The organism is Thioalkalivibrio sp. ALMg11 (assembly GCF_000377905.1).
Classification (GTDB): Bacteria; Pseudomonadota; Gammaproteobacteria; order Ectothiorhodospirales; family Ectothiorhodospiraceae; genus Thioalkalivibrio.
This window is the reverse complement of record NZ_KB898871.1, coordinates 85,789-110,153: the sequence shown is the minus strand read 5'-3', so window position 1 is coordinate 110,153 and position 24,365 is coordinate 85,789. Positions and strand designations below refer to the sequence as shown.

The window sequence follows — 24,365 nt, the reverse complement described above, 5'->3', positions numbered from 1 at the left end:
GTGCCTCCTGCTCGGCCCCGTGCCCTCCCTGGTTTTCTCCGTGCCCTCTGTGGTGCCAAACAGACGCCCCCGGAGGACCGTGGGCGAGTGAGTGAGGCGTCGTGGACGAGCATCAGCGCCAGCGGACGCGGTCCATGATGCGCACGGCCTCGGCGTTGTGGTTGCCCAGGCGGTAGAGCTCGATGTCGTCGGACCGGAATTCGCCGAAGCCCTGGAGAACGTCGCTGGCGGGCACGTCGTCGCGGATCGGGTATTCCTGGTTGACCTTGGCGTACCACTCCTGCGCCTCGGTGGAGGAGAGGAACTCCAGCAGGCGAATCGCGTTGTCCCGGTTCGGGGCATGCGCGGTTACGCCGGCGCCACTGATGTTCACGTGCGTGCCGCGGCCGTCCTGGTTGGGCCAGAACACACCGATCTGTTCGGCGACCTCGCGGTCACGGCCCTCGCCGTCCAGCATCAGGCCCAGGTAGTAGGTGTTGGCGATCGCGACGTCGCAGACCCCGTCGGCCACGGCGCGGATCTGGTCGCGGTCGCCGCCCTGCGGCTGGCGCGCCATGTTGGCCACGATCCCGGCGGCCCAGTCCTGGGCGGCTTCGGCACCCTCGGTGGCGATCATCGCGGCCACCAGCGACTGGTTGTACACGTTGCTGGAAGAGCGGATGCAGATACGTTCCTCCCATTGCGCGTCGGTCAGCGCCTCGTAGGTGGAGAGCGCTTCCGGATCCACGCGGTCCTTGTGGTAGAGGATGGGGCGCGCGCGCGAGGACAGGCCGAACCACTGTCCGTCCGGGTCGCGGTAGCGTTCCGGGATATTCTCGCGCAGCACGTCCGATTTGACCGCCTGCAGCACGCCGGCCTCGCTGGCCTGGTGCAGGCGCGCCGCGTCCACGGTGATGAAGAGATCGGCGGGGGAGTTGCGGCCCTCGAGGCGCAGGCGCTGCAGCAGGCTGTCCGCCCCGCCGGTTACCAGATTGACCGGGATGCCGGTCTGATCAGTGAAGTCGTCCAGCAGCGGCTTGATCAGGTTTTCCTGGCGCGCCGAGTAGAGGTTGACCTCGTCCTCGTCGGCGGGGCTGCAGCCGACCAGGGGCATGCTGACGGCGATGGCGGCGGCCGTGGCGATCAGCCAGGCAAACGGGCGAAAGTTCATGGCGAGGGATCCTCGTGTGGTTCCATTCGGCGGACGTTCGAGTAGACGAGAACGATTGTTATTTGTGTTTGCATCCAAGTCAATAGTCCGCGACCCGTGCGTGCCATGGGCTGACCTCCCTGGGTCGCAACGCTGATACGCTTGGCACATGGACAAGCCCCTGCCCGAATCCCCCGCCCGCCTGTCGCCGCCGCTGGAGCAGGAGGTCCGCGATCTGTTGGCCGAGCTGGACGAAAAGCTTGCCTGGCCGGACACCTTCCTGGCGTCGACGCCGGCCCCGTTTGCCTTCAGCCACTACTTGGTGCAGACGGTGCGTCAGCATCCGGAATACTTGCTCGAGGCGCTGGATCCACACGGCCAAATACCGGCTTGTGACGACGCGGCCTTTGAGCGCACGCTGCAGGCGCGCCTGCAGCCCGTGACTGACGACGCCGGGCTGCGTCACGCGCTGCGCGAGACGCGGCATCGCGAGATGATCCGCATCGCCTGGCGCGATTTGGCCGGGCACGCCGATCTCGACGAGGTAATGCACGACCTGAGCCGTCTGGCCCGCTCCCTCATCGAGGGTGGCCTGCAATGGCTGGACCGCCATTTGCAGGAGCGTTATGGCCAGCCGCGCAGCCCCGCGGGCGAGGCACAGTCCATGGTGGTCCTGGGGCTGGGCAAGCTGGGTGGCAATGAGCTCAATTTCTCCTCCGATATCGATCTGATCTTCGCCTTCGAGGAGGCGGGGGAGACCGATGGCAAGCGCGTGATCGAGAATCGGGAGTTCTTCCAACGTCTGGGGCGCCAGCTGATCGCGGCGCTGTCGGACGTGACTGCGGACGGCTTTTGCTATCGCGTGGACATGCGCCTGCGCCCGTTCGGGGATTCCGGGCCGCTGGTGATGCATTTCGACGCGATGGAGGACTACTACCAGGCCCACGGGCGCGAGTGGGAGCGTTACGCCCTGATCAAGGCAAGCCCACTGGCGGGCGACCCGGAGGCCGGGGCGCGCCTGATGCGCCGGCTGCGCCCGTTCATCTACCGCCGCTATCTGGACTACGGCACGCTCGCCAACCTGCGCGAGCTGAAGCAGATGATCAATGACGAGTCGGCGCGGCGCGGCCGCTTCGAGGACGTGAAGCACGGCGAGGGCGGGATCCGCGAGATCGAATTCATCGCGCAGTCGTTTCAGCTGATCCGTGGGGGGCGCGACCAGGGACTGCAGCGGCGCGACCTGCTGGGTGTGATGGCGGCATTGCAGGAGCGCGACCTGCTGCCCGGCTATGCGGTCGAACAGCTGGAGCGTTCCTATCGCTTCCTGCGCCGAGTGGAAAATCGTCTGCAGATGCTGAATGACCAGCAGACTCACCGCCTGCCATTCAATGGCCAGGACCGGCATCGGCTGGCGCTGTCGCTGGGCTTCGACGACGAGGCTGCCTTCGAGATGGCGCTGCTGCGCGAGCAGCGGCGGGTGCATGCCCAATTCGAGCAGGTGTTCAGTGCCCCGCAGCGCGCGGACGGGGAGGCCATGGAGGCCTCGCCCGAGACCGGGCGCGAGCAGCAGCTCAATCGTCTGTGGCAGGGCTCGCTGCCGGAGTCGGACGCCCGCACGATGCTGGAGGCGATGGATTTTCAGGATGCGGACGAGGCCCTGCGCGGGATCGCTGATCTGCGCGAAAGCCCGGGCGTGCGGGCGATGAGCGTGACCGGGCGCCAGCGCCTGGATCGCCTGATGCCGCTGCTGATCGGGGCGATCGCGGAGATGGACACGCCGGACGCGGTTTTGCCGCGGGCGTTGCAGATGGTGCGCACCATCGCCCGGCGCTCGGTGTACCTGTCGCTGCTGGTGGAGAACCCGCTGGCGCTGTCGCAGCTGGTCAAGCTGGTGGCCGCCAGCCCGTGGATCAACGAGCAGTTGACCCGCCACCCGGTATTGCTGGACGAGCTGCTCGACCCGCGCGCGCTGTATGCGCCGCCCGATCGTGACGGGCTGCGCGAGGAGCTGGAGGCCGAACTGGCGCAGTTCCCCGGGCAGGACCATGAGCAGATGCTGGACCGGCTGCGCCAGTTCAAGCAGGTGCAGACGCTGCGCGTGGCGGCCGCCGACATCATGGGTTTCCTGCCTTTGATGAAGGTCTCCGACCATCTGACCTGGCTGGCCGAGGTGTTGCTGGAGCGGGTGCTGCAACTGGCCTGGGAGAAGATGATGGAGCGCCACGGTGCGCCGCAGTGTGGGGCGGCGGATGACCGCCGCGTGGCGCGTTTCGCGGTGATCGGGTACGGCAAGCTGGGTGGCTTCGAGCTGGGCTATGGCTCGGATCTGGACGTGGTGTTCCTGCACGACAGCGAGGGCGACGAGGCGCAGACCGCGGGCCCCAAGGTGATCGACAACACGGAATTCTTCGCCCGCGTGGCCCAGCGCGTGGTGCACCTGCTGGGGGCCTTCACCTCGGCGGGTCGCCTGTACGAAGTGGATACCCGGTTGCGCCCCAGTGGGACTGCGGGCCTGCTGGTTAGCGGCTTGCGGGCGTTCCGGCGTTACCAGGACGAGTCCGCGTGGACCTGGGAGCACCAGGCGCTCGTGCGCGCGCGCTTCGTGACCGGGGAAGCCGAGCTGGGCGAGCAGTTCGATGCCCTGCGGCGCGAGGTGCTGACCCGCGAACGCGATGTCGATCGCCTGCGCGCCGAGGTTGTGGAAATGCGGGATCGCATGCTGGCCGAGCACGCCTCGAAGCGGGGCCACGGCTTCCATCTCAAGCGCGACCGCGGCGGTATCACTGATATCGAATTCATGGTTCAATACTGGGTTTTGGTATCTGCTCACGATCATCCCGCCGTGTGTGACTGGCCGGACAAGATCCGCACGCTGGATGCGCTGGGGCGCGAGGGCGTGATCGACGCGGCGTTGAGCGAGGCGCTGGCGGATGCCTACCGCGATCTGCGCAACCGTATCCACCGCCTGACGCTGGCGGGCCTGGACGCCCGGGTCGAGAAGCCCGACGACGAGCTCTGCGCCGTGCGCGATGGCGTGATCGAAGCCTGGAATGACCTGTTCGGCGAGCCGAAATCGGCCGCGAACGAGACCACATAGAGGAACTAGACGATGTCGATGGCCGACCGCGACGGGGTGATCTGGCTGGACGGGCAGATGGTGCCCTGGCGCGAGGCGAAGACCCACGTGCTCACCCACACGCTGCATTACGGCATGGGGGTGTTCGAGGGTGTGCGCGCGTACAAGACCGAGCGCGGCCCCGCGATCTTCCGCCTGCAGGACCATACCCGACGGCTGTTCAACTCGGCCAAGATCCTCGGCATGACCATCCCCTATACCGCCGAGGTGCTGAACGATGCCCAGATCGCGTCTGTACGCGACAACGGGCTGGAAAGCGCCTACTTGCGTCCGATGTGCTTCCTCGGTTCCGAAGGCATGGGCCTGCGCGCCGACAATCTCCTGGTGCATGCGATGGTTGCGGCCTGGCACTGGGGCAGCTATCTGGGCGACGAGGGCATCGAGAAGGGGATTCGCATTCGCACCTCCTCCTTCAGCCGGCACCACGTCAACGTGACCATGTGCAAGGCCAAGGCCAACGGCAACTACATGAACTCCATGATGGCCCTGCAGGAGGCCACCCGCTGCGGCTACGACGAGGCCATGCTGCTGGATACCGAGGGCTACGTGGCCGAGGGCAGCGGCGAGAACATCTTTATCGTGCGTGACGGCATGCTGTGCACGCCGGACCTGACCTCTGCGCTGGACGGTATCACCCGCCGCACGGTCATCGACCTGGCGCACGAGGAGGGGCTGGAGGTCATCGAGAAGCGCATCACGCGCGACGAGGTGTACATCGCCGACGAGGCCTTCTTCACCGGTACCGCCGCTGAGGTGACCCCGATCCGTGAGGTCGACGATCGCCCGATCGGCACCGGCACCCGCGGCCCCATCACCGAGCGCCTGCAGTCGCGCTACTTCGATGTGGTGCAGGGCCGGGACAGCCGCCACGAGGGCTGGCTGACCTTCGTCTGAGGCGCCCGAACTTTCCGTCAACCGGATGCGAGAAAAACCATGGTGAACCCCGATACCGCCCACCACCAGGATCAGTACCCGACCGCCAACGCGCAGACCGAAATCACGGTCACGCGCAAGGACCTGCCGCTGCACTGCCCCACGCCGAAGATGGCGCTGTGGTCCTCGCATCCGCGCGTCTTCCTGCCGATCGACGAGACCCCCGACGGCCGCTTCCTGTGCCCCTACTGCGGTACCCAGTTCATTCTCAAGGACGCTGAGGGCTGATTCCCCGATGTCTCAATATCCGCGTTCCGGTCGCCTGCCATAGGCGGGCTGGAGTATCCGGTTCCCCGCCGGGAGACTTCGCGCGTCACACTCTGCCGTAGTGCACGTCGCCGTCCGCAAGGAGTTGCCGGATCGCCGAAACCACTTCCGGCATGTCATTGCGAAAACCGTGTTCCCGGGCGTGGGTGATCAATCTGTTCCGAGCTTGCCGGTCCTGCAGTAGCGCTGCTGTCCGGTTCGCCATCGGTTTGGGGGCGGTCCCGCATGTTTCCAGTACGTTTTCCCGTGCAAGCCTTGCGAGCCGAGCCGGCTGGTCGCTGCCGCCGGCGGGCACCGCGAGCAGCGGGCGGCCCTGCGCCAGGGTCTGCTGCACCAGACTGCCCCCGCCGCTGACGACCAGGGTCGCCCGGTCGATCATTGTCACGAGATCGCCGGGTGGTACAGAGCGCACCTCGAGCCGCAGGTCGTCGGATTCCAGCGGGACCGAACTGAGTGGGCCGGCCACCAGCAGGGTGGGGTGGCCGGTGGCAGCGTGGAAGCGGCGCGCGGCCTGCTGGAACGTGCGGTCGATGGGCTCACCATTGACGGCGCCACCGCCACCGCCCGAGACAAACAGGACATAACCGTCATGCGGGAAGTCTGCCCGGTCCGCGATCGGCAGTTCCCGTTCGGGCGCACCGGGGTTCAGCAGGGTCGACAGGAACCGGATCTGGAGCCGCGGGTTGATCCGGGCGAGCAGCCGCTCCCGGCGTGTCAGTTGCTGCTCCCCGGGGGGCGCGATCATCCAGTGCTCGTCCAGGGCACGCAGTTTTCGCAGGCCGAAACCCCGGCGCCTGCTCGAAGGCCGTGAACTGATGTAGACCACCTTGTTGATGCCAAGTTGGCGGCAAAGCTTCAACTGGCGTTGGCGCAGCGTGCTGTCGAAGATCACTAGGTCCGGGCGGACCTCGCGCAGGATCCGTTCGATGCCGTCAGTGTCGCGTGTGGGGGAGCCCTGCAGGGTGTGGTAGCCGAGCCCCGCGGGTTTTTCGACGTCCGCATCGTGGCTGACGCAGACATGCAGATCCCAGTCCGGGTGACTCGCGCGGCATGCCTGGGCAATGGTGAGGGCGCGATAGTACTCGCCGGCCCCGTGAGGACCGCTGACCGGTATGTAAAGGATGACCGGCGGGGACCGGTCGGTGCCGAGTGCCATATCCATCACCCTAGACTTCCTCCCTATCCGCGGTCATCTGCGCTCGGCTCGGCAGCGCCAGGTACTGGTCCGCTACCCTCTCGATGGCGAAGGGGCGCACCACCGTATCGTCGATGGCGGGCGGGTTCGCCAGCGCGTCGCCCATTCGCTCGGCAAGTGCGGTGGGGTCGTCGAGTGGAGCCAGATAACGCGCCAGGGGGCCGGTCAGAATGTCGGATGGGCCGGATGGGCAGTCGGTACTGACGACCGGAGTGCCGGTGGCCAGCGCCTCGACAATGACGCGCCCGAATCCCTCGAAGTCGGAGGCCAGCACCAGCAGGTCCGCCCGGGCCATCCACGCGTAGACGTTTTCTTGAAACCCCGGAAACACCACCGAATCGGCAATGCCCAGGCGTTCTGCCTGTTCGCGCAGCTGCCGGGTCTTGCGCCGCGATCCGGTGCCGAGCAGCACGAGACGGTGTTCGACATCGAGCCGGGCCCAAGCCTCGAGCAGACGGTCGATCCGTTTCTGGCGTTTGAAATGCCCGACATGCAGAACGAATGGGCGCAGGCCATCCGCATCCGGTTGGGGCGCCAGCGCGAGCTTCCGGGACCCTTCGAGGTCGAATCCGTTGGAGATCGTCTTCATGGACGCCGGCCGCACCCCTATATCGAGTTCGAGGTTCTCGCCAACCCCCCTGGATACCGGTAGCAGGTGTTCTCCGTTGTAAAGCCTGCGGACATGCCGGCGCCACCATGGGAGCACGAGGACGTGACGGGTACGTTGGATCTGGTGACCCAGCGGGTTGTGTATGCAGTGGTATGAGCCCGGTATGCCGGCGCGTTTGACCACTTCGCTGCTATGGAGAAGGTTCGCGGCAACCAGGTCGAATGGGGCCTCCTGTTCCAGCTGCGCCATTCTCGCCCGCAGGCGCCGCGCCAAGGTCCGGTTGCCCGGCATCCGCTCTCCATTCCCAATCAATGGGAGGTGGCGGATCGCCGGGTCCAGGGTGTAGGCGGACTCGTCGCCGAGAGTGACGATGCAGGTCTCGAGTCCGCGCCGGGCCATCTCGGTGGCCAGGGTTACCACCGAGCGTTCCGCCCCGCCGCCCGTCAGCGAGTCGATGATGAAGGCGATCCTCTTCACCCGCCGGCCCCGGAACCCTCGCGCCGCGCCGCGGCCATTCCCGACCCGGTCGCGCTGCGCTTCAGCAGCAGCGCATGGGCGGGCCCGAGGAAGGCCGCGAGGTAGTACCAGCTGACCTGCGAGGTCAGGTAGGTCTGGGTGATGCTGGCGATGAACGCCATCGCCATTACGGTCAGGGCGGCCAGTGCCAAGCGCGCCTCGGGGCCGCCCCGCAGGAACAGCCGCCAGAGGCCGAGTGCAAGGCTGGCGAACAGCAGGGTTGCGATCACCAACCCGACGATCCCGGTCCACAAGAGCAGGTCAAGGGGTGCGCTGTGAAAGTGGATGCCGCCCGCTTGATACCGCTCCGGAAGCGCCGCGAGCTCCTGCAATTGCTCTCCGGCTCCCGGGCCCCAGCCGAACCAGGGCCGCTCCCGGAACAGTTCCATTCCATGCATCCATTGTCCCAGGCGGACCCCCATGCTGCTGCGCTGGATGTCGCCGGATTCGATGGTCTCGGCGATCACCGCAACGTCGTGACCGATGCGATCACTGTTCGCCTGCCAGCCCAGCCAGAGGATGAATGCCAGGAACGCGACAGCGATGGTCATCACAAGCCATTGACTTCGGCTCGAGTGGGATCGGGCGGCATCCACGCGCAGCTGGCGGTAACCTAGGGCAGCGCTGGCGAGGACCAGTCCGACCGCAAGCCCCAGAAGCCCGCCGCGGGACTGCGACACCAGCAGGCCGTTGGCCGCCACCAGTACAGTGGTCGCCCACATGGCGCCGCGGAACCAGAACCAGCGGTCGTGCCGCGGACCCCAGATGTCCCGGGTCAGGATCAGCGTGACGGCGAGTACCGAGGCGCTGAACAGGGTGTAGAACTGGCGCCCCTCCCACAGGTCCACCCGCGCTCCGGCAAGGCCCCAGGGCCAGCCCTGCGCGTGGTGAAACAGCAGCGCGCCGAGCACGAATCCGGCAAGCATCAGGAAGTACCCAGTGATCGCGTTCCGGAATGCCATCGCAACCCACCAGGCCACTAACCCGATCAGGAAGAACCGCGAGAGCTTCCAGGCATACTCGTAGTGTCGTTCGGCGATTTCCGGGTAGACCTGCGCCATTATGATGGCCAGGCCAATTACATAGAGGATCCAGACCGCGGTCCATCGAATCACCCAGTCAGCCTTCAGGCGCGGCCACCATTGATGTCGGTGAACCCAGGTCCCGGCCAGGAATGCGAGCAGCGTGAATGCCATGCCGGCATTTTGTGCCGCCTTGGAAAAGCCCGTGCCCAAGAGCAGCATGACCAGCCCGGTGACCCCGAGGGCGTGAACAATACGGGAAATCCAGAGGGGCGGGTGAGTATCGGGATTGGACATTGTGGCAGGCTCGGCGTGGTTCTGGATGATGATTGGAGGTTGCGGGCGGCCGTGGGCCCGGTGCCATTCCACCATGAAGGCCCGGTTGCCAAGCCCGTTCCTGTGGCTCGACGTGGCAGAGGCGCACAGCGCGCAGAGAGTCTGCCACGCAGGCCATTGCCTGGGAACGGCGCCGGGTACCGGGCGAGGGGAGTATGCCCCACACCAATGTGCCGCGGGCCGGCCGTTGCGTCGCGCGGACGAAAGCTCTACTTTGCAGCGCCGGACCGGTGTCGGCAGGAGGGCTCCATGCGATGGCGCGGTTCCTGCGCGTGGCATGCACCACACCCGGTTCGCACGGCCTTTCCCGTTGAGGTTGCCGGATACGGCCCCAGTCCACATGTCGCTATGATTGGATGGGGATCGGGGAACTCTCTCGTTGCGACACACGGTGCTTGCTATTGATCATGCGACTCTGGCCCGGAAAACCGAAGACTCCGCGTGAACTTCCCCCCGGTCAATGTTTCGAGGACGGGCGCGACGTGATGGGCGTCCTCGAGGCCGTGTTGGGCAGCCGGCCGGCGTCGGCCTTCATCCTCAACTATCACGGTCGGTTGTCCCTCCGTGCGGAGGCCAGTGGGCATGCATTCAAAATCGCCGAATGCGAGAGCGTAGAGGGCGCGCTGTTGGCGGAACAGGCTCTGGAGGCAGCTTACGCCCGGGGTGGCCCGGTGCCTCGGTTGATTGCCCGGACGGGGGGCGTGATCGTGTGTGAGTGGGTTGAGGGGCCGAGCTGCAAGTCGCTGCCGGCGGCGCAGCAGTCCGAGGTTGTGCTCGAATGCCAGGCCGCGCTGTGGAATATTGCCGCGCCGGACCTGCGGGCGCCGCCGAGATATGTGCACCTCGAAAGCCTGCTGGCCAGGCTCGAGCTGGTCGGTCCGCGGGTCCTGCCTGGGACGACTATCCAGGGGATTGTCGATCGCCTAAGAGCTTGTCTCCCGGAAGCAGTGGACGTTCATCTGATCCACCCGGACCTTACCCCGGCGAATATCGTGGTGACCGACGATGGGCCGGTGATCATCGACAACGAGGTGATTTCGGTTGGAGCCGGATGCGAGTTTGATGTCTGGAATTCCGGCGAGGCGCTGTTCGGCTTCCGTAATCCGTCTGCGATCAAGGAATATGTAGACGCCTTCCATCGGCGGTGCCCCATGCCTTCGCTTTATTCGCACCAGCCTGTCTGGGACGATTTCCGTGTGCTTAGGAAGGGGCTCAAATCCCTGACCAAGGGCCGCCGTCTGAAGGCCAGACGCCTTTTCCGGAAACTGGAGCCACATTAAGACCTCATGTCCGAAGATTGTGTTCATCGTGGCTACCGTGTGCACCGTCCCGGGGGGCGGCCGGATACGGAACGCCTGTTCCAGGCGGTGGTGGATGGGGCTATTGCCGAGAAGGTGGTGTTCAAGAATGACGGGCAGACCTACAGCGGGTTGGTCGAAATCGAGGGGCAGACCTACGTTCTGAAGGTTCCGCACGCCCGTAATAGCCGCCTTTCGCAACGACTGATGTCGTTTTTTCGGCCCAGTTCGGCCGTGCGCCAGATGGAGAGCATGGTGCAACTGCGGCAATTGGGCTTGAGGACGCCGGAGCCGGTGTGTGCCGGAGAGCGTCGTGCAATGGGCATGCTGACCGATTCGTTTCTCCTGTATGAATACGCCGAGGGACGGAAGGCGACTCGCGATGATGCGGCCCTGCTGACCCCCGAACTGCTGCGCTTGCACGAAATGGGCTATACGCGAAACGATCCGCATGCGAAGAACTACCTGATCGACGATGAAGGGGTGGTGTTCATCGACGCCACCCTCCGCCGCCCGCGGTTGTTCCGGACCATGCGCCTGCGACGGGAATTGATCCGTTTTACCAGCACGTCTCCGACGGCTCTGGCATACATTCCCGATCGGATAACGAGTTCCTGGGCCTACCAGCTCGCGCGCGGATTCACGGGTGTGACCCAATGGTGGAAGCACACGAGGCGGAGGCTGCTGGCGCGGTTGAAAGAGCGCGCCGGAGGGAGCTCCCGGCGGAAGCGCTGACGCTTCAGTCTTTCGTGGGTTGCGGTTTCCGCAGGACCTTGAGCCCATAGGGGACAAGGCGCGGGTTGAACCACCAGAGCCGGAGCGCCTGGAGGTATTTCTGTCTGGCGGCCTTTTGCTGGCCGCCCAGCGCCAGGACCTCGGCCTGCTTGAGCAGGTAGATCGCGTGGGTCTTTGGGCGGGTGCGGAGATCCGGCGCGATCTTCCGGTACAGCCCCTCGAACCCCTCGATGAAATTGTTGATGTTCCCCGTGATCCGCTGATCCGCGTCCGAGCGCTTGTTGGCAAGCGGTTCCATCACGGATTCGAAGCGGAAATGCCGGGCGATGCGGATGTAGAGGTCATAGTCCTGACGGGCAGGGAGGCTTGCGTCAAACGCACCGGCGGTGTCGAAGACTTCGCGGCGACAAAGCAGCGTTGAAAGCTTCGGCGCCCGGCCGCCGGTCTTGCGCAGCAGTCTTTCCAGGATCCATCCCTGCATCTTGGGGCGTACCGTCCGGATGCGGCCGTCCGCCTTGTGATCGAGGAATCCGGAATCGATCACGCCAACGTCAGACGGCGCCGAATCCAGCAGGGCGACCTGTTTCTTCAGTTTGTCCGGTTCCCAGTCCTCGTCGTCATCCAGGAATGCGATGTAACAGCCTGTGGCGTGGTGGATTCCGGTGTTCCGCGCCCCGGAGCCGCCCCCCTCGCCATCGTTGACGATGTACCGGATGCGCGGGTCGTCGAAGGCTTCCGCAAGAACCTTCCGGGTCCTCTTCTGTTCCGGGTGCCCTTCGCCGTTGTCATCGACGACAACCACCTCGAGGCTGGAAAACGTCTGCTCGAGTACGCTGCGGATGGAGCGCCGCAGCAGTTCAGGACGTCGGTAGGTTGGGATCACGACGCTTACGCGCGGGGTGCTGGTCATAGGGTTCTCGGGTCGGACCATCTCGTCAGGCGTTTTCCGAACGATGCCATGATATCGGCTGCCAGTCGCCGCAAGCGGACCAGCCCGGGGTCCGCTTGCGGCGAAGCTTCGCGTCGCGGAACGCCGGGGCGGTGGGGCAGTCTAGCGGCGCACGCAGCGGGAGAACAAGGCGCAGCTCTCGGCCTCGGTGAGCGATGTGCGCCATAGCCGATACTTCGGGGGCGGCCTATTCTGGCCGCGCGCATCAGATAGAATCGCGCGTTTGCCACGAGTCTGTGGTGATCGGGGCACGGTAATGCCGGAGCGTCTGGTGTTGCATCGAAACGAGCGGGGCGGGGCGATGAAGTCGGTGTGTATTCTGCGGTTGTCGGCGATCGGGGACGTGACGCATGTGGTGCCGGTGGTGCTGAGCCTGCAGCGTCAGCGGCCGGATGTCCGCATCACCTGGATCATCGGCAAGCTGGAGGCCAAGCTGGCCGGCGATCTGCCCGGCGTGGAGTTCATCGTCTTCGACAAGAAGGCGGGGCTTGCGGGGTATCGGGAGTTGCGGCGCCAGCTGCGCGGGCGGCGCTTCGATGCGCTGTTGCACATGCAGGTGGCGCTGCGGGCCAGTCTGGCCGCGGCGCTGGTGTCCGCGTCGGTCCGGGTGGGCTATGACCGGGCGCGCAGCAAGGATCTGCATGGTCTGGTGGTCAACCGGCGCATCAACGCGGTGCCGCGTCAGCACGTGCGCGACTGTCTGGCGAGTTTCCTCGAGCCGCTTGGGCTGGAGGCGGCGGAACCGCGCTGGGAGATGCCGCTGGGCGATGGCGACCGGGCGTTCGCGGAGCAACATCTGGAGCCTGGCCGGCTCAATATCGTTTTCAGCCCCTGTGCCAGTCATCCGCTGCGCAATTGGCTGCCGGAGCGGTATGCGGCATTGGCGGACCATGCGATCACGGCCCACGGGGCGCGGGTGATCCTGGTCGGCAGCCCGGCGGAGTCGGAAAAGGCGTTCGTGGCGGAGATCGAATCGCACATGCGCCAGCGGGCGGTGAACCTGGCGGGGCAGGACACCCTGAAGCAGCTGACCGCGCTGCTGGCCGGGGCCGACCTGCTGGTGGCGCCGGACACTGGTCCGGCGCATATGGCCAACGCAATGGGGACGGATGTGCTGGGCCTGTATGCCGCCAGCAACCCCGACCGTTCCGGGCCGTACAATTCGCGTCAGTGGTGCGTGAACCGCTATCCGGAGGCGCTGGGGAAGTTCACCGGCCGCAGCGTCGACGAGGCCCGGTGGGGCGCGAAGGCGGAGTTTCCCGGTGCGATGGAGTTGATCTCCGTAGAGGACGCCACCGCGATGCTGGACCGATGGGCGGCCGTGCGCGGGTGGGCCGGTGCGGCGGCCGCCGACTGAACCGCGGCCGGCCCCAAGGCACAAGGCCGTGCCGCCGGATCGATTGTCACGGCCGGTTGGTCGGTGACGCGGGCGACCAACGGCGATACAGACTGGAAGCCTGGTTGCCCGTTGCTCGGGCGGTCAGGCCTTCTCGCCGGAGCGCCGGGTGTAGTCGCGGTAGGATTTTTCCTCCACCAGCGACGAACCCAGCGTGAGGTTGACCTCCTTCTTCACCGCGGCGCGCTTGTCGTTGGTGATGTACACCGAGCGCGCCAGTTCGATGAAGCGCTCGCCGAAGTCGCCGGCGGCCTCCTGTTCGCGGATCGCGTCCTCGATCTCCCAGAGTTCCTCGTTGATCGCCTTCAGCGCCCGGCGCTGCTCGCTGACCCGACCGGGGTCGGACAGGGTGTTGTTCCACACGCGGTTGAGCTCGTCCAGCTCCCGACGGATGTTCTCCAGTTTGGCCGGGTCGTCGATGCGCTCGGACTTGATCTCCAGGATGGTGATCTTGTCCAGCACTTCGCCAAAGGAGACGGGAACGGTCATTACGTCGGTCATGGTGGTAGTCCAGAGGTCGTTCGTGGGTGATTCGCGGGCGCCGCCGCGGCGGTTCAGCCGCTGGCCGCCGCTGCATGGCCGGCGCGCAGCTCGGCCATGCAGCGGTCGTCATAGTGCAGCGCCGGCTCCTGCATGGCCAGTTTCGCGAGGGAACGCTGCAGGCGGTCGAGATTGGCCTGCATCCACTGCGCCCGCGGCGTCCGCAGGGCGCCCTTGTCCCAGTCGATGACGAAGATGCCGCCGTCGGTGTCCAGCAGGATGTTGCGGGCGTTCAGATCGGCGTGCCAGGCGCCGCGTTCGTGCAGCCGGCGGACGGTCGCGCCGATACGCCGCCACCGTTCCGGCGCCAGGGCCTCCTGCTGCAGGCAGTCGACCAGCGTGCGGGTCCCCGGCAGTTCCACCGTGACCAGGTCCGCGCGGTAGAGAAGGCCGCGCCGGATCACCCGCAGCGCGGCCGGCCGCGGCACCGGGAGGCCGTCCGCAGCCAGGGTGCGCAGCAGTTCCCATTCGCGCCAGGCCCGGGTGCGGTAGAGCCCGGTCCACAGGTAACTGTCCTGGATCAGCCTGGCTACGATGCCGCCGCGCCAGTAATGGCGCAGCACATAGCCGCGCTCGCCATGGCGGAACAGGTAGGCACTGTGGCGGCCGCTGGCGCGCCGGGTGATCAGGCCGCGGCTCTGTAGCTCGGCCGGTTTGAACACCCAGTCGGCCGCGGGCAGCAGCCCCGGTTCGAAATGCCGGTAATGGCGGCTGCCGCGTCCCGCTTGCGGGGCGTCAGCGTGCATTGCGGCCGCTTTTGTAGGGGGCGGACAGGCCCGCGCGTTTCTTGAACCGCTTGTGGCTCCAGAAGTACTGTGCCGGGGCGTCCATGACCGCCTGTTCGATGATGCGGTTGACGCGGGCGGTGTCCGCGACCGGGTCATCGGTGGGGAAGTCCTCCAGCGGCGGATGGATGGTCAACACGTAATGGCCGTCGTCGCGACGGCAGGCGAAGAACGGCAGCACCGGGGCCTTGCTGATGCGCGCGATCGGGACGACATGTGTGCAGTCGCCCAGGGCCGAAAGGCGTAGCAGGCACAGTTCGCGAGGTGGGCTCCCTGTCAGGGGGTGCTCCGCCGAGTATTCAGGAGGCATCGTCCGTGCCCTTTTCCCGGGTCGCCTTCTTGCGCTGTTTCTCGAGGGCCTTCTTTTTCTTCCGCCAGGGCATGCGCCCGATGTGTGTGTACCGTAGCCCCGGATAGGGATCGGGTGCACCTTCCGGCTGGGTCTTGAAGCGTCGGTGGACCCAGAAGTACTGCTGCGGCGCATGTTGCACGGCCTCTTCCAGCACCGTGTTCATGCGTGCTGCGTCGGCGGCGCGGTCGTCGCTCGGGTAGTCCTCGAGCGGCGGGCCGACTACGAACTCGTAGCCGTCGCCGGCTGCGTTCACGTAGTAGAACATCGGCAGTACCCGGGCCCGGCCCATGCGGGCCAGCCGCGACAGGCCGGTGGTGGTGGAGGCCTGCACGCCGAAGAATGGCGCAAAGACCTGTTCGGTGCGCCGTATGTTCTGGTCCCCGGCATACCAGATGGTCCCGCCCTTCTTAAGTTGGCGCAGGATGCCGCGGATGTCGTCCTTGGAGATCACCCGCTCCAGTTTCTTTTCGCGCCCGTATTTCAGCGCGCGCTCCAGCACCGGTTTCTTTTCCATGGGCTTGTAGATGGCGGCCATGTTTACCTGTTGGCCGAACAGGCGGCCGGCCATCTCGATGCAGGAGAAGTGTCCGGACAGCAGGATCACCGGGTCGCCGGCCTCTTTTGCCGCGTTCAGGTGCTCCAGTCCGTGGACGCGAAAGGGCACGCGATCCACGGCCGGCCCTCCGAACCAGCCCAGCGCCACTTCGGCGATGCCGCGCCCGGTATAGCCGAAGTTCGCGCGCACCCAGCGTTCGCGTTCTTCGGTGCTCAGGTCCGGAAAGCACAGTTCGAGGTTGCGCCGCACCACGTAACGCCGGTCCCGCGCCAGGTGGTAGAGCAGGTGCCCCAGTCCAGTCCCCAGTTTGGTGGCCCAGCGCCAGGGCAGGCGGGCGATCAGCCACAGCACCGCGATGGCGGTGGCCTGACCCCAATTGGTCGGGTGCAGAGCGTTGTCGCTACGCGAGCCTTTCATCGTGCGGGGGACGTCCTTTACGGGGAATGGAAGGATGCGCCGTATTGTACAACTCGCGCCCGGAACTTCGCCCTCATGGGGTGGGGTAGTGAGTATCTTCCGTCCCCGTCGTTGCCGGTTCTTCGTCGAATTGCACTTGTTGCAATGTGGCGTAGTGCCCGTTTTGCGCGAGGAGTTCGGCGTGCGAGCCCGCCTCGACGACCTGGCCACGGTCCAGCACCACGATGTGATCGGCACTCTCGATGGTCGAGAGCCGATGGGCGATGACGAGTGTGGTGCGGTTTTCCATCAGCCGCTCCAGCGCGTTCTGGATCTTTTGCTCGGACTCTGAATCCAGCGCCGAGGTGGCCTCGTCGAGGATCAGGATCGGGGCATCTTTCAGAAGTGCGCGGGCGATGGCGACCCGCTGGCGCTGACCACCGGAGAGCATGATGCCGTTCTCGCCGACCACGGTGTCGAAGCCGTCCGGGAGCTCTTCGATGAAATCCAGGGCATTGGCGGCGCGCGCGGCGTCGCGCAACTGCTCGAGCGAGGGCTCGTGCTCCAGCCCGTAGGCGATGTTGTGGCCCAGGGTGTCGTTGAAAAGCACCACATTCTGGCTCACCAGGGCCATCTGCGCGCGCAGGTCGCGCAGGCGGTACTCCTGGATCGGGTGGCCATCCAATTGGATTTCGCCTTCCTCGATCTCGTAGAAACGGGGCAGCAGCCGCGCGAGGCTGGTCTTGCCGCTGCCGGATCGGCCGACCAGGGCGACGGTCTGGCCGGGTTTCACGGTCAGATTGATCTCCTTGAGAACCCGTTCGTGGCTGGTGGGGTAGCGAAAGCCCACGTGGCGGAATTCGATGTGTCCTTTTGCGCGCTCCAGCGGACGCTGTCCATGGTCGGATTCCGGGGGCGTGTCGAGAACCTCGAACACGCTCTCGCCCGCGGCCAGCGCTTTCTGTATTTCCGCGTTCACGCCCACGATGCGTTTGATCGAGGGGAGCATCAGCACCATCGCTACAATAAACGAGACCATCCCGCCGGGAGTGATGGTCTCGAGAACCAGATCCATGGTTGCCAGATACACGATCACGGCCAGCGCGATGATGGCGCCCAGTTGGGAAAGGGGTTGGGCGGCGGCCTGGACCGCCTTGTGCCGCATGGCCTGCTGGTGGAATTTCTCGTTGGTCTGCTCGAAGCGTCGGGCCTCGTAGTCCGTGGCGCCGAAAATCTTGACCTCGGCCTGTCCGCGAATGCCGTCTTCCGCGATCTGGGCATAGTCTCCAGTGGATCGTTGCATGCGGCGGCTGATCTTGCGGAATTTTCGGTTGGCGCCAGTGATGACCAGCCCGACCATCGGAGCGACGGTAAATACGATTAGCACGAGCCAGCCGCTCAGGTAGGTCATGTACGCGAGCAGAAATAGCACGGTGAAGGAATCGCGGATCAATACGACGATGGCCTTGGAGGCGGCCGCACTGATCTGGGTGACGTTGTAGGTCAGTTTGGCGAGAAGCGTCCCGGGAGAGTTCTGGTCGAAAAAGGACGACGGCAGGCGCAGGTACTGTTCGAACACCGCTTGGCGGATGTCCTTGACCACCTTGCGCCCGATCCAGGCGACGCTGTAGTCCGAGGCAAAGGTGGTTAGCCCATGAAACAGGAAGATCCCGATCAGTGCTGCCGGCACCCAGAGGCGCGCACCGGGATCCTGTTCGATGAAGGTACCGTCAACCAGCGGCTGAATGACCCAGGCGAAAGCGGTCTGTCCCATTGCTGCCAGGATCATCGCGAGGATCGCCAGCACACCCAGCCGCCAGTAGGGTTTCACGAACGCAAAGATGCGTTTGTACAGGGTCCAGGATTCGCCGGCCGTAGGCTGAGTCGGTTGGGGATGTTTCGACTTGGCGCTCATCGGGGCTGGTCCTTCGAAGGGCTGGGGCGATCAGGGTGTTGATGTCTGACGAAAATCTGGGAATTCCGCCATGAGGAGGCGCCATGCTATCAGAGGCCATGCCGCATGGATGCCAAGTAAGTTCGCCTCGAGGTGGACGTTGATTAATATACATACCCGCGTTGGCCCCCCTGTTTTTCGAGATAATGCGCGGCTCGCAGTCGGTAATGGTGCTAATGGCAAGAGCCGCAATGCAGGATCGGGGAACAGGGGGCCCAACCCCACAAGCCATTGGGTGACCGTGCCCGAGCCGATTTTTCCCGCTGGCGGCGTTGTGGCTCGTTCATTTAGCCCGACTACACATGGCTCACCCGCCTTGTCAGCAAGAAAAATCAACTTGAGCGCGAGTGCGTACATTAATCAGGGTTGCCCTAGGCCCTGCCGCTGGGGCGGGGGTATTGCAGGGGTGTACTTTTGGATTTCAAATTTTGGGGAATGTCTTGCAGAACGGTCTGGCAGAGGAACTCTGCGGCGATCCTCCGTCGCTCTCGAGGCCGCGCGTCGGGCCGGGGTCGGGACTCAATTGTTGTTCGATCCGGATGGCTCGGAATCCCTGCCCGATGAGCCAGGCGTGGCACGTATCCGCACTCTGCCCGAGGCGATCGCGTGGCTCGACTGAGTGTGTACATGGATCTGTGTCTTCCTGAGCCCAAGAGAAATTCGTGATGCGCCACGCGCTGTACACCACCCTTTTGCGACTGGCCGTACCCGTGCTGTTGGCGCGGCTGGTCCGCCGGGCGCGGGCGAGCGGAGTGCCGTCGGTCCGGTGGCGCGAATGGCTGGGGTGGGGTGAGCCCCTGCCGCCCGGCGCGATCTGGCTGCATGCGGCCTCGGTGGGCGAGGTGGAGGCGGCCCTGCCCCTGGCACGAGTGCTGCAGGAGAAACATCCGGGGCGGCACCTGCTGGTCACGACCACCACGCCCGAGGGCGCGATGCGGGTGACTGCCGCTCTGGGGGATGCCGTGAGCCACCGCTTCCTGCCGCTGGATCTTCCGGGGGCGGTCCGGCGCTTTCTTCATCGCGCCCGCCCGGCCGTGGCGGTGATGCTCGAAACCGAGTTGTGGCCCAATCTATATCGTGGCTGCGAGCGCGCGGGTGTTCCGCTACTGCTGACAAGCGCGCGAATGTCGCCGCGGTCGTCCAGGCGCTATCGCCGGCTGCAGCCGCTGGTGGCCGAGACCCTGGCGCGGCTGGAGGTCCTGCTCGCCCAGGACGAGAGTGCCGCGCGTGCATTTCTTGATCTCGGGGCTCCGGCTGAGCGCGTCCGGGTCGGCGGTAATCTCAAGTTTGATCGTGAATTGCCACCGGGCCATGAACAGGGTGCGGCCTTTCGCCAAGGGTTCGCTGGGGTGGCGCCGGTCTGGGTCGCCATGAGCACCCGCGAGGGCGAAGACGCGGCGGTGCTGTCGATTCACCGGCTGTTGCGCGCCGAGTTTCCGGACGCGGTGCTGGTTTGGGTGCCCCGTCATCGAGAGCGGTTCGAGCCTGCGTTCGAGGCTGCGCGCGCCGCGGGCTTTCGAACCGGACGGCGGAGCGACGGGCCGACCGGGCCGGTGGATGTGCTGATCGGCGATTCCATCGGCGAGGTGGGTCTTTACCTTGGGGCCGGGGACGCCGCATTTGTGGGGGGCAGCCTGGTCCCGCTTGGTGGTCAGAACGTGCTGGAACCGGCGGCGTTGGGGCTCCCGGTAGTGACCGGCCCGAGTACCGAACACTTCGAATCCGTTGTGGCGCGGATGGAGGCGGTCGGGGCCTTGCACCGGGCGCAGGATGCCCAGGGGGTGGCCCATGAGTTGGCGCGGCTGCTGAAGTCGCCGGATGCACGCCGAGCGATGGGGGAGGCGGGCCGTGGGGTGTTGGATTCGGGGCGTGGAGCCGTGGGGGAGGCGGTCAGGGCGATCGAGCACTGTCTGGAACGCGGACGTGCGAATTAATCAGCGTCTCCCTGGCTATTTCGAACAGGGTCGGCTGCGGTGTGGCAGCGCGCATTCTCAATACATTCCCTGTGTGACCGATGCAATGTTTGTCCGGGCTGGTTTGCCGATTGTTCGGGGCGCCGGTTTGCGTGTGTCACTCGATTGCGGAGCATTCACGAGGACGAGGTCGCGAGCAGAATGGATCCGTGCGTAAACCGGCAGACTAATCAGCCGCTCCACCGGTGTTCTTCCCGAGCCTGAGCGTTGCTCCGCACTGCCGGCACTGATAGCGGTAATGCTTGCGTTGAATCAGGTGGTGCCGTCGGGCGCTGAGCAGGTGGTGTCGGCAGTCGCAGGCGTAGTCGTGGGTTTTCATTTTGCGCCCGGGCAGGGGCGTGTCATGTGTGACCCGGGGTTCGCAACCGAACGCCCGCATGCGGGCCTGCCACTCGGGACCGTGGGGGCGCGCGCCGCGCGGTCCGTGATCGCGATACACGAGAGAGTGGGCGACTTCATGTGCCACGGTTGCGGGGAAGTGGGCGTCCCAGTCAAGAACAAAGGCCTGTGGGTTGAAGCGCAGCTGCTCTTGTCCCCCCGTCATTCGCCATTGGCCCGCCGCTCGCCCTTTCAGGTTAAAACACACCTCGGGAATTTCCCCCTTCGATCCCGATTGAATATAAAGTTCGCGGGCCTTTTCGAGAATTCGTTTCTTCTTCTCATCGGATAAGGGCCCCGCGGGATCTTGTAATCCTCCGCGTGAGTTATAATATTGTCCGTCTCGGCAGGTTCCAGACTGAACTTTGGTTTTTTCTGCTGCGGATTTCATCTTTTCAACTCTACTCGAAACACCGGGAGTTCTGTATGAGCATGGATAACAAGAAGGCCTCCGATCTGTCGGCCGAAGAACTGTACGCCCTCGCGCGCCAGCGGGAAAAGGAAGAAGCCGAGGGCAAGGAAGCCGAACGCCGCGAGAAGCGCGAGAAGCTGATGGAAAAGCGCAAGGAGATGGTGGCGCGGCATCGCAAGGAGCTCGGCGAGCTCGAGCGCCAGATCCGTGAACTGGGCGGGCGCGTGGGCCGTACCGCGGTCGGCGGACGTCGCGGGCGCCGGGCCGGTGGCGAGTCCATCAGCCAGAAGCTGTGCGACATCGTCGCCACCCAGCCGGAGATGGGGATCAAGGAGATCAAGGCGCAGGCTGAGAAGGCCGGCCTGGATACCAAGAACATCAGCCAGACCCTGGCCTACCTGAAGCGCCAGGGGCGCCTGACCTCGCCGCGCCGCGGGATCTACAAGGCCGCCTGATCCAGCCGCAGATCCGCCCGGACGACGATCACGGGCGGATCTGCAGCCCTTCCTCCGTACGTGTCAGCTCACCATCGCCCGCAAACCAGCGGGCGATGGTCTTTCCGGCGATCGCATGCCGCCAGCCGCTGCCCAGGCGGCCGCTCGTGCCGTCGCCCTTCAGGAGTTCGATGACATCCTTGCGCTGCGCAATCGCGCCGGCGGTGATCTGGTTGCGTCGCGCGCACTCGCGCAGCAGGGCCATGCCGATGTCCGCGAGGACTTCTTCTGCTTCGGTCAGCTTGGCCTTGTCCGGCAGTTGTGGCCATTCCTCGCGGGGCAGGGCCTGGCCTTCGCGGATCGCCTCGAGCAGCTCTTCCTGACGCGGCGGCTTCATGCCGTCGGGGAAGCCGCGCAGCTGGCGCAGGGCGTCGGCGTCCTCCGGCGTGCGCCGGGCGATGTCGATCAGGATGTCGTCGGCCAGGATCCAGCGGCGCGGGCGGTCGCTATCCTGCGCTGCGCGTTCGCGCCAGGCGGCCACGGCCTTGAGTACGCCGCGTTCGCGCGGCTTGAGTCGCTTGGCCCCGGAGACCCGTTGCCAGGCCGCCTCGGGGTTCGGTTCGTACAGGGCCGGGTTGCTCAGGGCTTCCATCTCCGGGCGCAGCCAGTGCATGCGGTCATGGCTTTCCAGTTCGTGCAGCAGGCGCATGAACACGGTGGCCAGGAAGCGTACGTCATCGGCGGCGTAGAGGATCTGCTCCTTGCTCAGGGGGCGGCGTGCCCAGTCGGTCCGGGTCTGGCTCTTGTCGAGGTCGCGATCGAGGATCGCCTTGACCAGATTGGCGTAGCCGATCTGCTCGCCGTGGCCGAGCATGCTGGCAGCGATCTGGGTGTCGAACACTGGGGCCGGCACGCGCCCGAGTTCGCGATAAAGGACCTCGAGATCCTGTGAGGCCGAGTGGAAGACCTTGGTCACGCCGGCATCGAACAGCAGCGGCTCGAGCAGCTTGATGTCCAGTTGCAGCGGGTCGACGCAGGCGATCTGGTCCAGGGTTGCCAGCTGGATCAGGCACAGGCGCGGGTAGTAGGTCTTCTCGCGCATGAATTCGGTATCCAGCGCGATCCAGTCGGTCCCGGCGATGGTGTCGAGGAAGCCCTGCAGGGCTTCCGGGGTCTCGATCAGGCCGTGATCATGCATGGGAGGATTTCTGGCTCGCCTCGAAGGCCGCCTTCTGCTCCGGCGTGGCCTCCTTCTGGTAGCGCTCCTTCCACTCGCTGTAGGGCATGCCGTAGACGATCTCGCGGGCGCCCTCGTAGTCGACGGATTCGCCGCGTTCTTCGGCGGCGGCCACGTACCACTTGGACAGGCAGTTGCGGCAGAAGCCGGCCAGGTTCATCAGGTCAATGTTCTGCACGTCCTTGCGCTCGTCCAGGTGCTGGAGCAGGCGGCGCAACACGGCGGCTTCGATCTCGGTTTGCTTGTTCGGGTCCATGCAAGGCTCCTTGTTTCGGTTCGGACACAGTATGCGCGACAGCCCCGGTTCGCTTCGACCGGGATGGGTTCGGCGCTTTCCTCAGGTGAGGTGCAGCAGCCAGCGCCGACGCATGTCGCGCAGAAGAGAGAAGATCAGGGGCCAGACCAGGGCGCTGGTGAGGACCGGTGCCCAGTACCAGATGCTGCCCGGCGGAAACCCGGTGATGCCCTGTGGCCACAGCGCCAGTAACTTGAACAGGGCCATCAGGATGGCCACCACCATCATCTGTTGCCAGACCGGATAGACCCGCAGGCGCGGGTGGATCTGCAGCACGATGTAGATGATCACGGCCAGGGCGATGGCGTTCTGTCCCAGCAACTGGCCCTGCAGGGTATCCAGTAGCAGGCCGGCGACGAAGGCGGTCAGGATCCCGATGCGCGACGGGAAGGCCATGGCCCAGTAGATCAGGATCAGCGCCAGCCACTCCGGGCGTGCCGGGCGCAGGATATCCGGGATCGGCACGATGGCGAGGGCCAGGGCAGCCAGCAGGGTCAGCGCCACCGGCCAGGGGATGCCGATGGCGCGGGTCACGGTGTCCCTTCGGCCGGTTCTGATTCCAGCGCGTTCGGAGCTGTCTCCGGGTCGTTGTCCAGCTCGAGCGGGGCGATCGCTGAAACGCCGCCGTCGGTCCACAGCAACAGGACCTCGCGGGAGCGGTCCAGGGCCGCCAGCGGTTCGGCCTCGATGCTCAGGAACGGCTGGCCCTGCGGCCGCTCGACCGAGGTGACCCGGGCCACCGGGTAGTCGGCCGGGAAGCGTCCGCCGAGCCCTGAGGTCAGCAGCAGATCGCCGGGCTCCACATCCTCCTGCAGCGGGACATGGCGCATTTCCAGGCGTTGCGGGTTGCCGGTGCCGACCACCAGACCGCGCAGCCCGGTGCGCGCGCTCAGTACGGGCAGCGCGTGGCTGGGGTCGGAGATCAGCAATGCGATCGAGCTGGTCAGGCGGGTAGACAGAACCTGGCCGATCACGCCGTCGGCATTGATGACCGGCTGGCCGGCATAGACATCGTCATTGCGCCCCTTGTTGAGCACGATCTGCTGGCGAAAGGGGTCGAGATCCACGGCCAGAAGCTTGGCGATCTCGACCCGCTCTTCGGCCTGCTCGGCGGTATTCAGCAGGGCGCGCAGGCGGTCGTTCTCCAGCTGCAGGGCCTCGAAGCGCAGCTGGCGAGCGCGCAGCTCGGCATTCTCGCTGCGCAGGATGCGGTTCTCGGTGATCAGGTCTTCGCGGCTGGTGAACGACTCAAACACCCGGCTGACCGCCCGGACCGGCGCATCCACCGCGACCTGCAGCGGGTAGGTAACGGTGGCCAGGGCGCCGCGGACAAACTGCAGTTCGTTGACGCGGTGATCCAGCGCCATCAGCGCCAGGCCCAGCAGGATCACCGCGAGCAGGCGCAGAGTGGGCGAGACACCCAGTCTGAACAGCGGCTTGCTGATGGCGTGACCTCCGGTTACGGATCGCGTCGACAAGGCAAAGCCGCCCCGGAACCCCCTCCCGTGCGGCTTTGCCGACCTGTTGCGGC

General features: G+C 65.7%; 22 protein-coding genes and 2 pseudogenes. 9 read left to right on the top strand and 15 right to left on the bottom strand.

Features of this window, described 5'->3' with window-relative positions; genetic code table 11:
* Window positions 1–112: 112 nt before the first annotated feature.
* On the bottom strand, window positions 113–1,150 hold the full coding sequence (locus D578_RS0100545) for a Fe(3+) ABC transporter substrate-binding protein (RefSeq protein WP_018948070.1): 1,038 nt from the start codon (window positions 1,148–1,150) through the stop codon (window positions 113–115).
* Window positions 1,151–1,298: 148 nt separating this feature from the next.
* Between D578_RS0100545 and glnE the strand changes: the two genes are divergently transcribed.
* The 3 genes from glnE to D578_RS0100530 are packed head-to-tail and all read left to right on the top strand — an operon-like array spanning window position 1,299 to window position 5,426.
* Complete coding sequence (glnE, locus tag D578_RS0100540; RefSeq protein ID WP_018948069.1) at window positions 1,299–4,226, top strand: bifunctional [glutamate--ammonia ligase]-adenylyl-L-tyrosine phosphorylase/[glutamate--ammonia-ligase] adenylyltransferase; 2,928 nt, start codon at window positions 1,299–1,301, stop codon at window positions 4,224–4,226.
* Window positions 4,227–4,238: 12 nt separating this feature from the next.
* Window positions 4,239–5,159 carry a branched-chain amino acid transaminase gene (locus tag D578_RS0100535; protein ID WP_018948068.1) on the top strand — a complete coding sequence of 307 codons (921 nt, stop codon included), beginning with the start codon at window positions 4,239–4,241 and terminating at the stop codon, window positions 5,157–5,159.
* A gap of 39 nt (window positions 5,160–5,198) precedes the next feature.
* Complete coding sequence (locus D578_RS0100530; RefSeq protein ID WP_018948067.1) at window positions 5,199–5,426, top strand: zinc-finger domain-containing protein; 228 nt, start codon at window positions 5,199–5,201, stop codon at window positions 5,424–5,426.
* Window positions 5,427–5,511: 85 nt separating this feature from the next.
* Here D578_RS0100530 and D578_RS0100525 read toward each other — a convergent pair whose 3' ends face one another.
* Genes D578_RS0100525 through D578_RS0100515 form a run of 3 tightly spaced genes read right to left on the bottom strand, consistent with a single transcriptional unit; the run spans window position 5,512 to window position 8,982 of the window.
* Entirely contained in the window at window positions 5,512–6,621 is a 1,110-nt protein-coding gene (locus tag D578_RS0100525; RefSeq protein ID WP_155996740.1) for a hypothetical protein, read from the bottom strand.
* A gap of 10 nt (window positions 6,622–6,631) precedes the next feature.
* Window positions 6,632–7,747, bottom strand: coding sequence for a glycosyltransferase (locus D578_RS14715; protein ID WP_018948065.1), 1,116 nt, complete (start codon window positions 7,745–7,747; stop codon window positions 6,632–6,634).
* Entirely contained in the window at window positions 7,744–8,982 is a 1,239-nt protein-coding gene (locus tag D578_RS0100515) for an O-antigen ligase (protein ID WP_196800648.1), read from the bottom strand. The genes D578_RS14715 and D578_RS0100515 overlap by 4 nt, the downstream gene beginning before the upstream one ends.
* Before the next feature lie 647 nt (window positions 8,983–9,629).
* On the opposite strand from D578_RS0100515, the gene D578_RS0100510 reads away from it, so the two are divergent.
* Together D578_RS0100510 and D578_RS14710 are read left to right on the top strand one after the other, a co-directional pair.
* Window positions 9,630–10,424: a phosphotransferase gene (locus D578_RS0100510; RefSeq protein WP_018948063.1), complete on the top strand. Its 795-nt coding sequence runs from the start codon at window positions 9,630–9,632 to the stop codon at window positions 10,422–10,424.
* Window positions 10,425–10,541: 117 nt separating this feature from the next.
* Window positions 10,542–11,177 carry a lipopolysaccharide core heptose(II) kinase RfaY gene (locus D578_RS14710; protein ID WP_196800646.1) on the top strand — a complete coding sequence of 212 codons (636 nt, stop codon included), beginning with the start codon at window positions 10,542–10,544 and terminating at the stop codon, window positions 11,175–11,177.
* A gap of 4 nt (window positions 11,178–11,181) precedes the next feature.
* Here D578_RS14710 and D578_RS14705 read toward each other — a convergent pair whose 3' ends face one another.
* The gene (locus tag D578_RS14705; RefSeq protein WP_018948061.1) at window positions 11,182–12,087 is read right to left on the bottom strand and encodes a glycosyltransferase family 2 protein; all 906 of its coding nucleotides are present in this window, start codon (window positions 12,085–12,087) and stop codon (window positions 11,182–11,184) included.
* Between the two features lie 310 nt (window positions 12,088–12,397).
* On the opposite strand from D578_RS14705, the gene D578_RS0100495 reads away from it, so the two are divergent.
* A complete protein-coding gene (locus tag D578_RS0100495; RefSeq protein WP_231364041.1) occupies window positions 12,398–13,483 on the top strand; it encodes a glycosyltransferase family 9 protein in 1,086 nt (361 codons plus the stop codon).
* Window positions 13,484–13,606: 123 nt separating this feature from the next.
* Here D578_RS0100495 and D578_RS0100490 read toward each other — a convergent pair whose 3' ends face one another.
* From D578_RS0100490 to msbA, 5 genes and pseudogenes are all read right to left on the bottom strand, one after another.
* Window positions 13,607–14,023, bottom strand: a complete 417-nt coding sequence (locus D578_RS0100490) for a DUF6165 family protein (RefSeq protein WP_018948059.1) — start codon at window positions 14,021–14,023, stop codon at window positions 13,607–13,609.
* A gap of 53 nt (window positions 14,024–14,076) precedes the next feature.
* On the bottom strand, window positions 14,077–14,808 hold the full coding sequence (locus D578_RS14700) for a 3-deoxy-D-manno-octulosonic acid kinase (RefSeq protein WP_018948058.1): 732 nt from the start codon (window positions 14,806–14,808) through the stop codon (window positions 14,077–14,079).
* Window positions 14,798–15,052: pseudogene (locus D578_RS0100480) on the bottom strand (lysophospholipid acyltransferase family protein); the annotation flags it as partial. The gene D578_RS14700 and the pseudogene D578_RS0100480, both read right to left, overlap by 11 nt.
* 94 nt (window positions 15,053–15,146) lie before the next feature.
* Window positions 15,147–16,172: a hypothetical protein gene (locus D578_RS0100475; protein WP_018948056.1), complete on the bottom strand. Its 1,026-nt coding sequence runs from the start codon at window positions 16,170–16,172 to the stop codon at window positions 15,147–15,149.
* A 73-nt stretch (window positions 16,173–16,245) separates the two neighbouring features.
* Window positions 16,246–18,066, bottom strand: coding sequence for a lipid A export permease/ATP-binding protein MsbA (gene msbA / locus D578_RS0100470; RefSeq protein WP_018948055.1), 1,821 nt, complete (start codon window positions 18,064–18,066; stop codon window positions 16,246–16,248).
* A 526-nt stretch (window positions 18,067–18,592) separates the two neighbouring features.
* On the opposite strand from msbA, the pseudogene D578_RS15160 reads away from it, so the two are divergent.
* Window positions 18,593–18,724, top strand: a pseudogene (locus tag D578_RS15160) (D,D-heptose 1,7-bisphosphate phosphatase); the annotation flags it as partial.
* A gap of 46 nt (window positions 18,725–18,770) precedes the next feature.
* Window positions 18,771–20,039, top strand: coding sequence for a 3-deoxy-D-manno-octulosonic acid transferase (locus tag D578_RS0100465; RefSeq protein WP_018948054.1), 1,269 nt, complete (start codon window positions 18,771–18,773; stop codon window positions 20,037–20,039).
* 205 nt (window positions 20,040–20,244) lie between these two features.
* On the opposite strand, the gene D578_RS15155 is transcribed toward D578_RS0100465, so the two are convergent.
* Entirely contained in the window at window positions 20,245–20,847 is a 603-nt protein-coding gene (locus tag D578_RS15155) for a SprT-like domain-containing protein (RefSeq protein ID WP_081617307.1), read from the bottom strand.
* A gap of 35 nt (window positions 20,848–20,882) precedes the next feature.
* Between D578_RS15155 and D578_RS0100455 the strand changes: the two genes are divergently transcribed.
* Window positions 20,883–21,323: a hypothetical protein gene (locus tag D578_RS0100455; RefSeq protein ID WP_018948052.1), complete on the top strand. Its 441-nt coding sequence runs from the start codon at window positions 20,883–20,885 to the stop codon at window positions 21,321–21,323.
* Window positions 21,324–21,351: 28 nt separating this feature from the next.
* On the opposite strand, the gene rnd is transcribed toward D578_RS0100455, so the two are convergent.
* The 4 genes from rnd to mreC form a co-directional block, all read right to left on the bottom strand.
* Complete coding sequence (rnd, locus tag D578_RS0100450; protein ID WP_018948051.1) at window positions 21,352–22,500, bottom strand: ribonuclease D; 1,149 nt, start codon at window positions 22,498–22,500, stop codon at window positions 21,352–21,354.
* Window positions 22,493–22,795, bottom strand: a complete 303-nt coding sequence (locus D578_RS0100445) for a DUF1244 domain-containing protein (RefSeq protein ID WP_018948050.1) — start codon at window positions 22,793–22,795, stop codon at window positions 22,493–22,495. The genes rnd and D578_RS0100445 overlap by 8 nt, the downstream gene beginning before the upstream one ends.
* A gap of 81 nt (window positions 22,796–22,876) precedes the next feature.
* Window positions 22,877–23,368, bottom strand: a complete 492-nt coding sequence (mreD, locus tag D578_RS0100440; protein ID WP_018948049.1) for a rod shape-determining protein MreD — start codon at window positions 23,366–23,368, stop codon at window positions 22,877–22,879.
* Window positions 23,365–24,312, bottom strand: coding sequence for a rod shape-determining protein MreC (mreC, locus tag D578_RS0100435; protein ID WP_018948048.1), 948 nt, complete (start codon window positions 24,310–24,312; stop codon window positions 23,365–23,367). The genes mreD and mreC overlap by 4 nt, the downstream gene beginning before the upstream one ends.
* Between the last annotated feature and the right edge of the window lie 53 nt (window positions 24,313–24,365).

Excerpts from the sequence above, each read along its gene's own strand:
- D578_RS0100545 (WP_018948070.1), bottom strand. The coding sequence starts at position 1,150 with ATGAACTTTCGCCCGTTTGCCTGGCTGATCGCCACGGCCGCCGCCATC.
- glnE (WP_018948069.1), top strand. The coding sequence starts at position 1,299 with ATGGACAAGCCCCTGCCCGAATCCCCCGCCCGCCTGTCGCCGCCGCTG.
- D578_RS0100535 (WP_018948068.1), top strand. The coding sequence starts at position 4,239 with ATGTCGATGGCCGACCGCGACGGGGTGATCTGGCTGGACGGGCAGATG.
- D578_RS0100530 (WP_018948067.1), top strand. The coding sequence starts at position 5,199 with ATGGTGAACCCCGATACCGCCCACCACCAGGATCAGTACCCGACCGCC.
- D578_RS0100525 (WP_155996740.1), bottom strand. The coding sequence starts at position 6,621 with ATGGCACTCGGCACCGACCGGTCCCCGCCGGTCATCCTTTACATACCG.
- D578_RS0100515 (WP_196800648.1), bottom strand. The coding sequence starts at position 8,982 with ATGGCATTCACGCTGCTCGCATTCCTGGCCGGGACCTGGGTTCACCGA.
- D578_RS0100510 (WP_018948063.1), top strand. The coding sequence starts at position 9,630 with ATGGGCGTCCTCGAGGCCGTGTTGGGCAGCCGGCCGGCGTCGGCCTTC.
- D578_RS14705 (WP_018948061.1), bottom strand. The coding sequence starts at position 12,087 with ATGACCAGCACCCCGCGCGTAAGCGTCGTGATCCCAACCTACCGACGT.
- D578_RS0100490 (WP_018948059.1), bottom strand. The coding sequence starts at position 14,023 with ATGACCGACGTAATGACCGTTCCCGTCTCCTTTGGCGAAGTGCTGGAC.
- D578_RS14700 (WP_018948058.1), bottom strand. The coding sequence starts at position 14,808 with ATGCACGCTGACGCCCCGCAAGCGGGACGCGGCAGCCGCCATTACCGG.
- D578_RS0100475 (WP_018948056.1), bottom strand. The coding sequence starts at position 16,172 with ATGAAAGGCTCGCGTAGCGACAACGCTCTGCACCCGACCAATTGGGGT.
- msbA (WP_018948055.1), bottom strand. The coding sequence starts at position 18,066 with ATGAGCGCCAAGTCGAAACATCCCCAACCGACTCAGCCTACGGCCGGC.
- D578_RS0100465 (WP_018948054.1), top strand. The coding sequence starts at position 18,771 with ATGCGCCACGCGCTGTACACCACCCTTTTGCGACTGGCCGTACCCGTG.
- D578_RS15155 (WP_081617307.1), bottom strand. The coding sequence starts at position 20,847 with ATGAAATCCGCAGCAGAAAAAACCAAAGTTCAGTCTGGAACCTGCCGA.
- D578_RS0100455 (WP_018948052.1), top strand. The coding sequence starts at position 20,883 with ATGAGCATGGATAACAAGAAGGCCTCCGATCTGTCGGCCGAAGAACTG.
- rnd (WP_018948051.1), bottom strand. The coding sequence starts at position 22,500 with ATGCATGATCACGGCCTGATCGAGACCCCGGAAGCCCTGCAGGGCTTC.
- D578_RS0100445 (WP_018948050.1), bottom strand. The coding sequence starts at position 22,795 with ATGGACCCGAACAAGCAAACCGAGATCGAAGCCGCCGTGTTGCGCCGC.